8 protein-coding genes are annotated in these 14,496 nt (G+C 72.9%); 6 read left to right on the top strand and 2 right to left on the bottom strand.

What is annotated here, in order from left to right; all coding sequences use genetic code 11:
- The 4 genes from ACFPZN_RS40310 to ACFPZN_RS40295 all read left to right on the top strand — a co-directional run.
- Window positions 1-501: NADH-quinone oxidoreductase subunit H (locus ACFPZN_RS40310; protein ID WP_378287848.1), on the top strand; the 501-nt coding region annotated here is incomplete at its 5' end.
- 61 nt (window positions 502-562) lie between these two features.
- Window positions 563-3,922: a DUF4132 domain-containing protein gene (locus tag ACFPZN_RS40305; RefSeq protein ID WP_378287847.1), complete on the top strand. Its 3,360-nt coding sequence runs from the start codon at window positions 563-565 to the stop codon at window positions 3,920-3,922.
- A gap of 90 nt (window positions 3,923-4,012) precedes the next feature.
- Window positions 4,013-5,839, top strand: coding sequence for a glycoside hydrolase family 3 protein (locus ACFPZN_RS40300; RefSeq protein WP_378287846.1), 1,827 nt, complete (start codon window positions 4,013-4,015; stop codon window positions 5,837-5,839).
- A 167-nt stretch (window positions 5,840-6,006) separates the two neighbouring features.
- On the top strand, window positions 6,007-7,260 hold the full coding sequence (locus tag ACFPZN_RS40295; RefSeq protein WP_378287845.1) for a DUF6777 domain-containing protein: 1,254 nt from the start codon (window positions 6,007-6,009) through the stop codon (window positions 7,258-7,260).
- A gap of 49 nt (window positions 7,261-7,309) precedes the next feature.
- Here the strand turns inward: ACFPZN_RS40295 and ACFPZN_RS40290 are convergent, their stop codons facing one another.
- Together ACFPZN_RS40290 and ectB are read right to left on the bottom strand one after the other, a co-directional pair.
- Window positions 7,310-7,576: a hypothetical protein gene (locus ACFPZN_RS40290; protein WP_378287844.1), complete on the bottom strand. Its 267-nt coding sequence runs from the start codon at window positions 7,574-7,576 to the stop codon at window positions 7,310-7,312.
- A gap of 21 nt (window positions 7,577-7,597) precedes the next feature.
- Window positions 7,598-8,845: a diaminobutyrate--2-oxoglutarate transaminase gene (gene ectB / locus ACFPZN_RS40285; RefSeq protein WP_378287843.1), complete on the bottom strand. Its 1,248-nt coding sequence runs from the start codon at window positions 8,843-8,845 to the stop codon at window positions 7,598-7,600.
- A gap of 548 nt (window positions 8,846-9,393) precedes the next feature.
- Between ectB and ACFPZN_RS40280 the strand changes: the two genes are divergently transcribed.
- Together ACFPZN_RS40280 and ACFPZN_RS40275 are read left to right on the top strand one after the other, a co-directional pair.
- Complete coding sequence (locus tag ACFPZN_RS40280) at window positions 9,394-13,689, top strand: Pls/PosA family non-ribosomal peptide synthetase (protein WP_378287842.1); 4,296 nt, start codon at window positions 9,394-9,396, stop codon at window positions 13,687-13,689.
- A 127-nt stretch (window positions 13,690-13,816) separates the two neighbouring features.
- Window positions 13,817-14,419 carry a hypothetical protein gene (locus ACFPZN_RS40275; protein WP_378287841.1) on the top strand — a complete coding sequence of 201 codons (603 nt, stop codon included), beginning with the start codon at window positions 13,817-13,819 and terminating at the stop codon, window positions 14,417-14,419.
- Window positions 14,420-14,496 lie beyond the last annotated feature (77 nt).

Below are 14,496 nucleotides of genomic sequence, written 5' to 3'. Positions count from 1 at the left end.
TTCGCGATGTTCTTCCTGGCGGAGTACATCAACCTGGCCACGCTGTCGGCGCTGGCGACGACGCTGTTCCTGGGCGGGTGGCGGGCCCCGGCGCCGATCTCCACGGTGTGGGAGGGCGCGAACACGGGCTGGTGGCCGGTGCTGTGGTTCCTGGTGAAGATGTGGGCGTTCATCTTCTTCTTCATCTGGCTGCGGGGTTCGCTGCCGCGGGTGCGCTACGACCAGCTGATGCGGCTGGGCTGGAAGGTCCTGATGCCGGCCTCCCTCGGCTGGATCCTGCTGGTGGCCACCGTTCGCGCGCTGCGCAACGAGGGCTACGACATGCGGCAGATCGCGCTGTACACCGCGATCGTCGCCGGCGTGGTGCTGGTGGCCACGGTCCTGTGGGAACTGCTGCGCGGCGAGGGCGACAAGGACGAGCAGATCGTCCGCGAGGTCACTCCGACGGCCGGATTCCCCGTCCCCCCGATGGACGCCCCGCACTACCACGGCCACCGATAGCGCCTGGGGATTGGGGCGAATCGCGGTGGGATGTCGGCGGCCGGGCCTACGGTGAGGCGCCATGAACGATCACCTCCCGTCGCTCCCCGATGAGGACGACCTGGTCATCCCGAGCGGCTGGCGGCGCCGCATCCACCCTCGCCGCGGCGGGGCCCCCGGACCCAAGATCACGCTGGACGGGGGCGCGGCGAAGACCGTCGCGGCGTTCCTGGAGGAGGCCCGGGACGACATCGACCGCGTCCTGGGCGCGCCCGGCACCGACCCGGCACTGGCCGCAGCGACCCGTGCCCACCTTGGCGGCGACCCGGACCCGCGCGGCGCGGCCGTCGTCGCGCTGATCGCGCTGGGAACCACGGGCTGGGCCCGGTTGGGCGAGGACCACGTGGACGCCTGGACGTTCGCGCACGGCGTGGTGTTCGCGGCCTGCGCGCTCGCCGAGATGGCGGCCCTGGACGTGAAGATCGTGCAGGCGCCCGGCGGGTGGCGGAGCGAGTCCGTCCGCGCGGTCGAGCCGGGAAGGGCCGACGGCGTGCTGCTGGAGGACGGCGCGCTGCGCGCCCGCACGCTGCTGGCCGCCGCCACCGACGCGGAGTACGCGGAGGCCGTCGAGCGGCTCGCCGGGTACCGCACCCTGTTCAGGCAGCGCGTCCTGACCGCCTACCTGGTCCCGACCCGCCAGGACTGGGTGACCGAGCTCTGCGAGGATCCCGGTACGGCGGTGCCGCGCGACCTGCTGCTCAGCTCCCTCGGCTCGGTGGAGCAACTCGTCCTGCTCGGCGACTGGGCGACGCTGACCTATCCCGACTGCTACCACCCGGAGACGCTGCGCGCGTTCGCCGAGGGCGTCGGCCCGGCCGTGGCTCCGCTCATGGCCGATGCCCTGGACCGGATGTCGAATTCCGCGCCGCGGCGCAAGGCGCTGCTGGAGGTGCTGGGCGTCCTGCCGTCGGACGAGGCGTTCCGCGCGCTGGTCGAGCGCCGTTCCAGCAAGCAGGTGAGCGCCGAGCTGATGAAGGCGATGAAGCGGTTCCCCGTCCGGGCGCTGCGGGAGCTGGCCGCCGCCGGGGCTTCGGACCTGCTCGAGGAGCACGTGCACGGCAACCGCGAGCTGGCCGAGGCGGCGCTGCCGGTACTTCCCGCTCCGGCCCGCGCGGCGGTCGAGGCGATCATCGGGAGCACGTCCCGGGTGCCGGAGGCCGCCCCGGGCGACCTGCCTGCCCTGCTGGCCGACCCGCCGTGGACGCGTGCCCCCGCCAAGGCCGGGGCCGTCGTGGTCAAGGGCCTGGCCGTCCCGGACCGGCACGCCGTCCGCTGGGCCCGGGACGAGCGGGATCGCTGGGCGCGGACCAAGCTGCTCTACCCGACGGAGCTGATGGGAGGCGGCGTCAGCAACACCTGGGGGAGTCCCCCGGTGTGCGACAGGACCCCGCGATGGGACCGGCACGCCGCCGACTTCGCCGCCGGGCGCCTGACCGGCCGGCTCGAACTGGGCGTGCTGGTGATCGGCCCGGACGAGCTGACCCGCCCCCTCCTGGCCGGCTGGTCGCTGAACGACCCCCACAGCTACACCGACGCGCCCGAGGACTGGGGCAGGGTCCTGGCCGCCCGCTACGAGCTGGACGCCCTCCCGATCCTGGTCGCCGAGGCCAGGAGCGATCCGAGGGACTGCGGCCCGCTGCTCGTCCCCTTCCTGACCGCCGAGGTGGCGGCGATGATGGCCGACTGGCTGGTGCGGCTCAAGACGGCCCGCGCGCACGCGGGGGCGTGGCTGGCCCGCCACCGGGGGGACGCGGTCCCGCTGCTGGTGCCGGACGCCCTCGGACGGCCGGGCCGCAGGCGCCGCGCGGCCGAGGCCGCGCTGCGGCTGCTGGCCGACGACCTGGGCGGCCCGGCGGTCGTCGCCGAGGCACGCGTCCACGGGGACGCGGCCGCCGAGGCCGTGGAGACGCTGCTGGCCGACGGCGCGGAGGACGCGCCCGCGCCCAAGATCCCGAAGCTTCCGGGCTGGGCGGATCCGGCGGTGCTGCCGCAGGTCCTGCTGAAGGACGGGCGCCGGGCCCTGCCGGGCCCGGCGGTACGGCACGCGCTGACGATCCTGGCGATGTCCACGCCGGAGGAACCCCACCCCGGCGCCGCCGTCCTGCGGGAGACCTGCGACGCCGGGTCGCTGGCCGGTTTCGCCCGCGACCTGTTCGGACGCTGGCGGGAGCACGGCGAACAGGCCGGCGACGCGTGGGCGCTCACCGCGCTGGGCCTGCTCGGCGACGACGACGCGGCCCGCGCCCTGGCCCCGCTGATCGGCGCCTGGCCCGGCCAGAACGGCCACTCCAAGGCCGTCAAGGGCGTGGACGCGCTCGCGCTGATCGGCTCCGAGACCGCGCTGACGCTGCTGGACGGCATCGCGCGGAAGGCGAAGTTCACCGCGCTCAAGGACTACGCCCGGTGGAAGATGGGCGCGGTCGCCGACGGCCTCGGCCTCAGCGGCGAGCAGCTCGCCGACCGGCTCGTGCCGGACTTCGGCCTCGACGCCGCCGGCGGCATGACGCTCGACTACGGGCCGCGCCGGTTCCGGGTGGGCTTCGACGAGGCGCTCAAGCCGTACGTCACCGACGAGGACGGCACGCGCCGCAAGGCCCTGCCCAAACCGGGCGCCAAGGACGACCCCGTCCTCGCGCCCGAGGCGCACCGGGCGTTCGGCGAGCTGAAGAAGAACGTCAGGACGGTCGCCGCCGACCAGGTCGGGCGGCTGGAGCGGGCGATGGTCACGGGCCGCACCTGGACGCCGCGGGAGTTCGGCGACCTGGTCGTCCGCCATCCCCTGGTCTGGCACATCGCCCGGCGGCTGGTGTGGACGTGCGACGGCGTCGCGTTCCGCCTCGCCGAGGACCGCACCTTCGCCGACGCCGCCGACGACACGCTGACGCCGGACGCGGGCGCCGCGATCGGACTGGCGCATCCGGTGACGCTCGGGACGGCGGTGCGGGACTGGTCGCGGGTCTTCGCCGACTACGAGATCGTCCAGCCGTTCCCGCAGCTCGCCCGTCCCGTCCACGAGCTGTCCGAGGAGGAGAGGGAGGCCGTGCGGCTGTCCCGCTTCGAGGGGCTGAGCGTGCCGTTCGGGAAGGTCCTCGGCCTGACGCGGCGCGGCTGGGAGCGCGGCATGCCCCTCGACAACGGCGTCGAACGATGGATCTCCCGGCCCCTGCCCGGCGGCCTCCACCTCGTCGTCAACCTCGACCCCGGCTTCCTGGTGGGCAACCTGGACCACGACCCCGAGCAGCGCCTCCGCGAGATCTGGCTCGGCGACGCGCCCGGCGACCGCGCCCCGGACGGCCGGGACGCGCGCCCGTTCGGCGCGCTCGACCCGGTGACCGCCTCCGAGATCCTCGCCGACCTCGCCGATCTGGCGGTACCTGGCTGAGCGTCGTCGATCCTTGCCGTGGACGGGCGGTCCGCGCCGGGCTAGCGTGCGAGGAAAGTGATCATCTTTCGGGGGGCGGAAGGAGCCGACATGGCCGGTTCCCGTGCACACCGGTGCCTGGCCGCGTTCACCGCCGCGGCCGTCGCGGCGAGCTGCCTCGCCGCGCCCGGTGCCCGTGCCGACGGCAAGGACCCGCGGCTGCTCAGGCTGATGCGGTCGATGACGCTGGAGGAGAAGGCGGCGCAACTGTTCGTCCTCCAGGTGTACGGCAAGAGCGCCGACACCGCCGACCCCGCGGACGTCGCCGCCAACCGGAAGCTGTACGGCGTCGACAACGCCGGCCAGGTCATGGCCCGGTACCGTCCCGGCGGGTTCATCTACTACGCCGCGAGTCCCGCCAACGTGGCGAGCCCGCGGCAGCTCGCCGCCTTCTCCAACGGCATCCAGCGCGCCGCCATGGCGCAGCGCGTCCCGATCCCCGCGACGATCGCGACCGACCAGGAGGGCGGCGTCGTCGCCCGGGTCCCGCCGCCCGCGACGCAGTCGCCCGGCAGCATGGCGCTGGCCGCCGGGCGCCGCACGGCCGACGCCCGGGCCCTCGCCCGGATCACCGGCCGGGAACTGCGGGCGATCGGCATCAACCAGAACTACGCGCCCGACGCCGACGTGAACGTGAACCCGGCCAACCCGGTGATCGGCGTCCGGTCGTTCGGCTCCGATCCGGCGCTGGTGTCGGACTTCGTCGCCGCCCAGGCCGCCGGGTACCGGGACGGCGGGGTGACCGCCACGATCAAGCACTTCCCCGGGCACGGCGACACCACCACCGACAGCCACATCGGGGTCCCCGAGATCGGCCACACGCGCGAGGAGTGGGAGCGGTTCGACCTGCCGCCGTTCCGCGAGGCGATCAAGCGGGGCGTCGACTCGATCATGACCGCGCACATCATCGTCCCCGCGCTGGACGCCTCGCGGGACCCGGCCACCCTGTCCCGGCCCATCCTCACCGGCATCCTGCGCGAGCGGCTGCGGTACCGCGGCGTGGTCGTCACCGACGCCCTGGACATGCAGGGCGTCCGCGACAAGTACGGCGACGAGCGCGTCCCCGTCCTGGCGCTCAAGGCCGGGGTCGACGTGCTCCTCAAGCCCCCCGCCGACGCCGCCGGCAACGGCGTGTTCGCGCGTCAGCTCGCCGCGGTGGTGGCCGCGGTCCGGAGCGGGGAGCTGACCGAGCGCCGCGTCGACGAGTCGGTCTACCGGATCCTGGAGCTCAAGCAGCGCCGCGGGCTGTTCCGCGACCCCTACGCCGACGAGTCGAGGATCGACGAGATCGTCGGGGCGCCGCGGCACCTCGCGACGGCCCAGAGCGCCGCGGACCGCACCACCACCCTGGTCAGGAACGACGCCGGCGTCCTCCCGCTGCGCCCGGGAGCGCGGAAGGTGCTCGTGGCCGGATGGGGCGCCGCCCCGACCGGCGCCCTCGCGGCCGAGATCGCCAGGCGCGGGGCCACGACGGCGGTACGGGAGAGCGGGCTCAGCCCGGGGCAGGCGCAGATCGACCAGGCCGTCGCCGCCGCGCGGGACTCCGACCTGGTGGTCGCCGTCACCAACCGGGCCTGGGACGTGAAGCCCGAGAGCCCGCACAACGGCCCCGGGCAGATGAACCTCGTCAAGGCGCTGGTCGCCACCGGCAAGCCCGTCGTGGTCATCGCCGCGCGCGACCCGTACGACATCGCCTACTTCACCGAGGCGACCACCTTCGTGGCGACCTACTCCCACACCGCCGAGGCGCTGCGATCGGCGGCCAAGGTGCTGTTCGGCGAGCTCGATCCGGTGGGACGGCTGCCGGTGACGATTCCCGTCCGCGACCAGGCCGGCACCCTCTACCCGTTCGGACACGGGCTCGGCTACCAGCGCTGATCTCCCCTTCCGGGCCCCGGCTCGGACGCCCTATCCCTTGCCCGCACGGCGTTTCTCTATGGCTGGTCTGCTTTTTGCCGCCATATGGGCGTCGAATTACGCACAAATCCGGCCGGAGCGGGATCGGAGTAGGTGTCCGAAAAAATGGCCCTTGAAGAGGAGTGCAATTGGGCACGGTTAAGAACATCGGTCGCCGCGTGGCCCTCGGGTCGCTGGCCGGCGTGTTCGCCATCGGCGGAGTCTCCACGGCCTACTCGGCCTTCGCCGACGGGCAGGCCAACGCCGACACCATCACCCGCATGACCGTGGGCACCCCGGGCGCCGCCCCGTACACGCCCACCGCCGGCACCGACCACATGTCCGGCAGCGCGCAGACGCCGGGCACCGGCCTGCCCGGCACCGGGCCGGCGACGGGCAGCGGGCAGACGCCGGGCACCGAGCTGCCGGGCACCGGGCCGGCGTCCGGCTACCGGCAGACTCCGGGCACCGAGTTGCCTGGTACCGGGCCTGCGACGGGCAGCGTCGGGCACTCGGCCCCCTGCGACCCCGTCAAGCTGGCGGCCACCCTCCAGGCGCAGCCCGCCAAGGCTCAGGCCTGGGCGGACGCCCACGGCATCAGCACCCAGCAGATCCCCGGTTACCTGTCGCATCTCACCCCCACGTACCTGAAGACCGACACGCTGGTGATGAACCACTCGTACCAGAGCGGCAAGGACACCAGCACCACCGCCGTGCTCCAGGCCGGCATGGGCGTCCTGGTGGACCAGTCCGGCGCGCCGGTGGTGAAGTGCAACTGCGGTAATCCGCTCACCCGGCCGTCCAAGGACATATCGACAAAGGACGCCACGTACATCGGCCCGATGTGGAACGGGTTCAGTAAGGAGCACGTCGCCAAGCCCTACGGCGGCCAGACCGGCAACGGCAACGGCACGTGGAACGGCAACAGCAACAACAACAACGGCAACGGCAACGGCCACGGCACGTGGAACGGCAACGGCAACGGCAACGGGAACGGCACGTGGACGACGAAGAAGCGTCCGCGCACCTATCAGGAGTACATCGCCTGGTGCAAGGGCGTGAAGGGCCCCGCTCCGGACGTCGACTGCACCTCGCCGCCCCCGCCGCCGGGCCAGACCGGTCAGCAGCAGCCGGGCCAGCAGGGGCAGCAGCCGGGGCAGACCGGGCCCGGGTCCGGTGGCCGGCTCCCTGGCAGCGGTACCGGCGGTAGCACCGGGACCGGCGGCACGCAGCCCGCACAGCCCGCACAGCCTGTCGGCCCCGGCCAGAGCGGCCAGACCGGCTCCGGCCAGACCGGCGGGACGGGGCAGTCCGGCAGCACCGGCCAGCCCGGTGGGGCGCAGCAGCCCGGTGGGGTGCCGCAGCCTCAGCCCCAGATGAATCCCCAGGGGGGAACGCCCTGACCCCTGCCGTGACCGGTGAGGCCCGGAGACCGATGAAGGTCTCCGGGCCTCACCCTTGCCGTTCCTGCCGGCGCAGTTCGCGCAGCCGGTCCAGCCAGCCCCGGATCTGCTCCTCGTCGTGGAGGTAGGCGCCGCCGGGGCCGTGGCCCATGTCGATCCCGTAGAGCTTGTCGAGCGCCCAGAGGCTGACCTCGTCCCACTCCAGGGAGTCGTCGGCGAACCATCGGCCCGCCCAGCGGTCGACGGCGTCCCGGGTCTCGCGGCCTTCCAGGAGCGCGACGAAGCGCTCCTCGATCTCGTCCAGATCGGGTTGCACCCCGCCAACGCTAGCCGCGGGCTAGCGCGCGCAGGCCGCGTCCACCGACCGGGCGAGGATCTCCAGCCCTTCGGCCAGCTCCTCATCGGTGGTGGTGAGCGGCGGGAGCAGCTTGACGACCTCGGACTCGGGCCCGGAGGTCTCCATCAGCAGGCCGCGCTCGAAGGCCGCCCGGCACACCGCCGACGACCGGGCGGGGTCGGCGAAGGCGAGGCCCCAGACCAGCCCCCGGCCGCGGACCTCGGCGACGGCGTCGCGGTGGTCGCCGGCGATCCGCTCGAGGGCCGTCCTGACCCGCTCGCCCTTGGCGAGGGTCTGGCCTTCCAGGCCGTCGCCGGTCCAGAAGTCCAGCGCGGCGGTGGCGGTGACGAAGGCGGGGTCCGTCCCGCGGAAGGTACCGTTGTGCTCGCCCGGCTCCCAGACGTCCAGTTCGGGACGGAGCAGGGTGAGGGCCAGCGGCAGGCCGTAGCCGCTGAGGGACTTCGACAGGCAGACGATGTCGGGGACGATCCCGGCGATCTCGAAGCTGAAGAAGGGGCCGGTGCGGCCGCAGCCCATCTGGATGTCGTCCACGATCAGCAGGACGTCGTGCCGCTCGCACAGGTCGGCCAGGTCGCCCAGCCACTGCGGGCCGGCCGTGTGGACTCCGCCCTCCCCCTGGAGGGTCTCGACGATCACGGCCGCGGGCTGGTCCAGCCCGCTGCCCTTGTCGTCGAGCATGCGCTCCAGGAGGGGGAGGTGCGAGGGCCGGTCGAGGTAGTGGTCGTAGGGCATGGTGACCGAGTGCCCGAGCTGGACGCCCGCGCCGCCGCGCTTCATGGCGTTGCCCGTGACGGCCAGCGAGCCGAGGGACATGCCGTGGAAGGCGTTGGTGAAGCTGACGACCGTCTGGCGGCCGGTGTACTTGCGGGCCAGCTTCAGCGCGGCCTCGACCGCGTTGGTTCCGGCCGGGCCGGGCATCTGGACCTTGTACCGGAGTTTGCGGGGGGCCAGCACGATCTCCTGGAAGGCCTCCAGGAACCGTCGTTTGGCGACCGTGCGCATGTCGAGGCTGTGCACGACGGAATCGCCGTTCAGGTAGTCCAGCAGCCGCTTCTTGAGGTGGCGGTTGTTGTGGCCGTAGTTCAACGCCCCCGCCCCCGCGAAGAAATCGAGGAAGGGGCGGCCGGTCTCGTCGTAGAGACGGCTTCCCAGGGCGGTGTCGAAGACCGCTGGCCAGCTCCGGGAATAGCTCCGGACCTCGGATTCGAGCAGATCGAAAACATCCATGGCAAGCACCGTGAAAGTCGACGTCAAGGACCGTTCGAGTGTCGCCATTTCAATGGGCCATCACCTGCCCTGGTTGTGAACGGGGCCTCCGGCCCGTCGCGGTCGCGGTGGGCCGTGACGGTGCGGTGCCCCAGGCGCCCCCGTGCGCCTTCCGGTCAGCGTACCGCAGGGTAGCGGCGGCTCCCGGGGCGCTGAGCAGGCCGGATGCCCGGACCGCCGAGTGCGGCGAGGCGTTCCGGGGGCTTCCCGCGGGGGCGGCCGCCCGGTCCGGAATCCGGAAATCCCGAGGACATGATCGGTCACGTTCCGGCCATCCGGAGCCGACGGCGCGGCGGCGCTGTCAAAGCCGAGGAAAAGCGCGGTGACTCCAGGAGTCAAGTTGCCGGTCGGGATCGGCCGTGAAGGCGATTACCGGCCACTGGGGGTAGGTTCGTCCGGGGTTGGGCCAACTAGACTCGCAATGGTGTTGGTGGGCACCACCCCGCGGGCCCGACATCGTCACGAATCACGAGTGGTAATTGATGGGTTACCAGTCCTGGGGAGCGAGGATGACGGCGAACGGCATCGACTGTGCCACCCTCGGGAGGGCGATCGGCCACATCTCGGCCGGGCACGTCCTGGCCTGCTCGAGGAGCGGGCAGGGGACGCGCTGGCGGAACGGGGAGCGCCTGGAGCACCTGTTCGAGGAGCGCTGCGATCTGCTGCGGGCGGAGGGCCCGCACGGCCAACCGGCCGTCGACGCCGGCGACTTCACGCTCACCTACGGCGAGCTGGACGCCCGGGCCAACCGGCTGGCCCGCCACCTGCTGGCGGGCGGGGTCGGGCCCGGTGACCGGGTCGGCCTGCTGTTCGACCGGGCCGTCCACTCCTACGTCGGCATGCTGGCCGTCCTGAAGATCAACGCGGTGTACGTGCCGCTGGATCCGGGCTACCCGCCCGACCGGCTGTCCTTCATCGCCGGGGACGCGGGCGTCCGGACGGTGCTGTCGCTGGCGCACCTGCGCGACCAGTTGCGGGACGCCGGGGCCGAGGTCCTCTGCCTGGACGAGGCGGAGCCGCGGGTCGCCGAGCGTCCCGGCCACCGCCTCACGGACGCGGAGAAGGGCGTCCCGGCCGACGACCTGTGCTACATCGTCTACACCTCGGGCTCGACGGGACGCCCCAAGGGCGTGGCGATCGAGCACTCCGCCATCTGCAACTTCGTGCGGGTCGCGGGCGAGGTGTACGGCATCGAGGGGTCGGACCGCGTGTACCAGGGGATGACGATCGCCTTCGACTTCTCGGTCGAGGAGATCTGGGTGCCCCTGGCGGCGGGGGCGACCCTGGTGCCCAGGCCGCCCGGCGCCGCGCTGGTCGGCGCCGAGCTGGGCGAGTTCCTGCGGGACCGGCGGATCAGCGCGCTGTGCTGCGTCCCGACGCTGCTGGCCACGCTGGACCGCGACGTTCCGGGGCTGCGCTTCCTGCTGGTCTCGGGCGAGGCGTGCCCGCAGGACCTGGTGGCGCGGTGGCACCGGCCCGGCCGCAGGTTCCTGAACGTCTACGGGCCGACGGAGGCGACCGTCACCGCGACCTGGACGGAGCTGCGTCCGGACCGGCCGGTCACGATCGGCGTCCCGCTGCCCACGTACTCGGTGGTCATCCTCGACCCGGTGGAGGACCGGGCGCTGGAGCCGGGGCGGAGCGGCGAGATCGGCATCGCGGGGCCGGGGCTGGCGGTCGGGTACGTCAACCGCGGCGATCTGACCCGGCGCCGGTTCGTGCGCGACTTCCTGGGGATCGAGCCGAACCCGTCGGGGCGGATCTACCGCACGGGGGACCTGGGCCGGTTCAACGCCGAGGGCGAGATCGAGTACCACGGGCGCATCGACACCCAGATCAAGATCCGGGGCTACCGGATCGAGCTGTCGGAGATCGAGTCGGTGCTGTCGGAGGTGCCGGGGATCGCGCAGGCGGTGGTGGGCACCTACGAGCCCGAGCCGGGAATGATCGAGCTCGTCGCGTACTACACCTGCCAGAACGGCCACGGCAACGGCCACGGGAGCGGCAACGGCCACGGCAACGGCCACGCCCTCGCTAACGGCCATGCCCACGGCAACGGCCACGTCCACGGCAACGGCCACGCCGGCGGCCACCACGCCAACGGCCACCGCGAGCGCCTGCACCGGCGCGCGCGGGAACGGCTGCCCGGTTACATGGTGCCGGCGTACTTCGAGGAGCTCGACGTCATCCCGATGCTCCCCAGCGACAAGGCCGACCGCAAACGGCTTCCGGTGCCCAAGGGCCCGCGCAGCATGGCCGTCTCCGGGAACGGCCACTCCGCTCCGTCGACCGCGACCGAGCGGCTCCTCGCCGCCATCCTCTGCGAGGTCATGCACCTGGAGAGCGTCCCGGCCGACGCCCATTTCTTCGAGGACCTGGGCGCGAACTCGCTGCTGATGGCGCGCTCCCTCGCCGCGCTGCGGGAGCGGTCGGGCCCGGCGGCGCTCTCGATGGCCGACGTCTACAAGAACCCGACGGTCAGGAAGCTGGCCGCGATGCTGGACGCCCCGGGCCCGGCGGCCGCCGGAGCGGCGGCCGAACACGCGAGCGGCGCGGACCAGGGCGGGGCCACGGCGGTGGTGCGGGCGCCGAGGCGGACCTCGCAGTACGTGCTGTGCGGCGTCCTGCAACTGCTGCTGTTCCTCGGGACCGTCTTCCTCAGCGCCCAGGTCGCCCTCGGGTACCAGTGGGTGACCGCCGCGTCGGGGCCCGTCGAGATCTACCAGCGGGGCGTGCTCTACGGCTGCGTGTTCTTCGGGTTCCTGTGCGTCGTGCCGGTCCTGGCGAAATGGGCGCTCATCGGACGCTGGAAACCGTGCGAGATCCGCGTGTGGAGCCTGTCCTACGTGCGCTTCTGGACGGTGAAGACGCTGGTCCGGACCAGTCCGCTGATGCTCTTCGCCGGGTCCCCGCTGTACGTGCTCTACCTCAGGATGCTGGGGGCCAGGATAGGCCGCGGAGCGGTGATCTTCTCCCGCACCCCGGTGTGCACCGACCTGATCAGCGTCGGCGCCGGGACGGTGATCCGGGAGCGCGTCGCGATGGCCGGCTACCGCGCCGACGACGGCGTGATCACCACGGGGCGCGTCACCCTCGGCGCGGGCGCGTTCGCCGGCGAGCAGACCGTGCTCGACATCGGCACGGCCATGGGGGACCGGGCCCAGCTGGGCCACGCCTCCTCCCTGCACGCCTCGCAGGTCATCCCCGCGGGCGAGCGCTGGCACGGCTGCCCGGCCCGGCCCACCGGGTCCGCCACCGACTACGTCCCGATCCCCGGGGCCCGCTGCGGCACCCTGAGGAGGTTCGCCTACGGGTTCACGCAGCTGTTCGTCATGCTCACGGTCACCATGCCGCTGGCGACGGTGATCCTGGTCGAGGGATTCTCGTACGTCCCGGTGCTGGACCGGGTGATCGGCCCGCATCCGGCGGGGCTGGCCAGCGTGGCGTTCTTCCGGGACGCCCTGGTGATGTCGCTGGTGCTGTTCTTCGGCGGGGGGCTGGCCGGGCTGGTGCTGGTGGTCACCCTGCCGCGCCTGGTCGGCCTCCTGGTCAGGCCCGGCCGGGTCTACCGGCTCTACGGCATCCACTTCTGGGCCCAGAACGCGGTCAGGCGCGCCACGAACGCGAAGTTCTACACCCTGCTGTTCGGGGACAGCTCCTACATCGTTCCCTACCTGCGCGTGCTCGGGTACCGCTTCGCGCGCCCGATCGTGCAGACCGGCACCAACTTCGGCACGGAGCTGCGCCACCACTCGCCGTACCGGACCACGGTCGGCAGCGGGACGATGGTCTCCGACGGGCTGTCGATCATGAACGCCGACTACTCCAGCACCTCGTTCCGGGTGGCCGAGGTGCGGATCGGGGCGCGGACCTTCTTCGGCAACAACATCGTGCTGACACCGCAGTCCGCCATCGGCGACAACGTGCTGCTCGGGACGAAGACGGCGCTGCCCGTGGACGGCCGGCCCCGCGAGGGCATCGGGCTGCTGGGCTCGCCGCCCTTCGAGATCCCCCGGTTCGTCCAGCGCGACCGCGCCTTCGAGCACCTGGAGACGGGGGCGGAGTTCCGCCGGCGCCTTTCCGGCAAGAACCGCTACAACCTCGCCACGATGGGCCTTTTCCTGCTGGTGAGGTGGTTCGGCTTCTTCGTGGTGACCACGCTGTGGACGGTCTCCGAGGAGATGTTCCAGGGGAACCGGGCGCTGGCGATCGTCACGGCGGTCCTCACCAGCCTGGTGTCCGCCGTCGTCTACGCCGCGCTCGTCGAGCGCGCCGTGGCGGGGTTCCGCTCGCTCAGGCCCCGGCTGTGCTCGATCTACGACCCGTACTTCTGGTGGCACGAGCGCCTGTGGAAGCTGAGCGGGCCGACGCCGTTCAACGGCACCCCGTTCAGGAACCTGGTGTGGCGCCTCCAGGGCGTGCGGATGGGCCGCCGGGTCTTCGACGACGGCTGCCAGATGCCGGAGCGGACAACGGTCACCATCGGGGACGACGCCACGCTCAACGCCGGCTGCACGATCCAGTGCCACTCCCTGGAGGAGGGCGTCTTCAAGCTGGACCGCATCGCGCTCGGCGCTGGCTGCACGCTGGGGGTCGAGTCCTTCATCCACTACGGGGTGACGGTGGGGGAGGGCGCCACGGTCGACGCCGACTCCTTCCTCATGAAGGGCGAGGAGGTCCCGCCCAACGCCGTGTGGCGCGGGAACCCGGCCGGGCAGATCCGCGCGTCCGCCCGCGAGGTGGCCCCGCCGCCCCCGGTCACCGTCCCGGTCCCGGCCGGGGGCCTCCGCCGGGCCTTCCCGTGACATCTGTCATGTGACCTTGTGACGGGCCCACGTCTTCCCCTGTGGTCCGGCACTACCGGCGGCCGTCCGCGTCCTCCAGCCTGGATACGGAGATACCCCTCCACCGTATCCAGTCAGGGAGGCATTCATGATCGACACGTGCTCCGGCCACGGTTCCCGGATCGACGCGCCGTCCGGCGCCCCTTCGCACGGCCGCCGGCTGCGCTCCCGGTGGCCCGTCCTGGCGGGGATGGTCGCGGCCGGCCTCACCGCGTACGGCCTGGCCGAGGGTGCCGAGCTGGCGCCCGTCCTCACCGCGTCCGCGCTGGTCTACCTCGCCGCCGCCGCCCTGCGGAAGCCCGCGGCGGCGTGGCCGCTGTTCTGGGGAGCGTTCGCCGTCATCGCCCTCGCCAAGGTCATGGTCCCCGCCGTCGACCCCACGTGGGTCCTGCTCGGCACCGCGCTCGCCGCCGTGGTGTACGGCCTGCTCACCGGCGCGGCCCGCCCGGCCGAGGGGCTGCCGCTGCAGACGGTCGCGATGGCCGGCTTCGGGCTGGTCGCGGCCGTCACCGTGGTCGCCGGCGCCGAGTTCGGGGCGTACCTGGTGGCGGCCGGGCTGCTCGGCCACGCCGCGTGGGACGTCCGCCACCACCGGACCGGCAAGGTCGTGGTGCGCTCGCTGGCCGAGTTCTGCTTCGTCCTGGACGCGCTGGCCGCCGTGGCCATGGTGATCGTCGCCGTGCGCGGCTGACCGGGGCGGCTCAGGGACGCGGGAGGAGGGCGGCGATCTCCCTCGTCCAGCGGCACGCGCAGGGCCGTGTTGATCCA

The sequence above is a fragment of the Actinomadura rugatobispora genome (genome assembly GCF_042656285.1).
In the GTDB taxonomy this organism is placed as follows: domain Bacteria; phylum Actinomycetota; class Actinomycetes; order Streptosporangiales; family Streptosporangiaceae; genus Spirillospora; species Spirillospora rugatobispora.
Note: the sequence above shows the minus strand (reverse complement) of the source record. Positions and strands in the feature narration are given on the sequence as shown.

Excerpts from the sequence above, each read along its gene's own strand:
- ACFPZN_RS40305 (WP_378287847.1), top strand. The coding sequence starts at position 563 with ATGAACGATCACCTCCCGTCGCTCCCCGATGAGGACGACCTGGTCATC.
- ectB (WP_378287843.1), bottom strand. The coding sequence starts at position 8,845 with ATGGATGTTTTCGATCTGCTCGAATCCGAGGTCCGGAGCTATTCCCGG.
- ACFPZN_RS40280 (WP_378287842.1), top strand. The coding sequence starts at position 9,394 with ATGACGGCGAACGGCATCGACTGTGCCACCCTCGGGAGGGCGATCGGC.
- ACFPZN_RS40275 (WP_378287841.1), top strand. The coding sequence starts at position 13,817 with ATGATCGACACGTGCTCCGGCCACGGTTCCCGGATCGACGCGCCGTCC.
- ACFPZN_RS40300 (WP_378287846.1), top strand. The coding sequence starts at position 4,013 with ATGGCCGGTTCCCGTGCACACCGGTGCCTGGCCGCGTTCACCGCCGCG.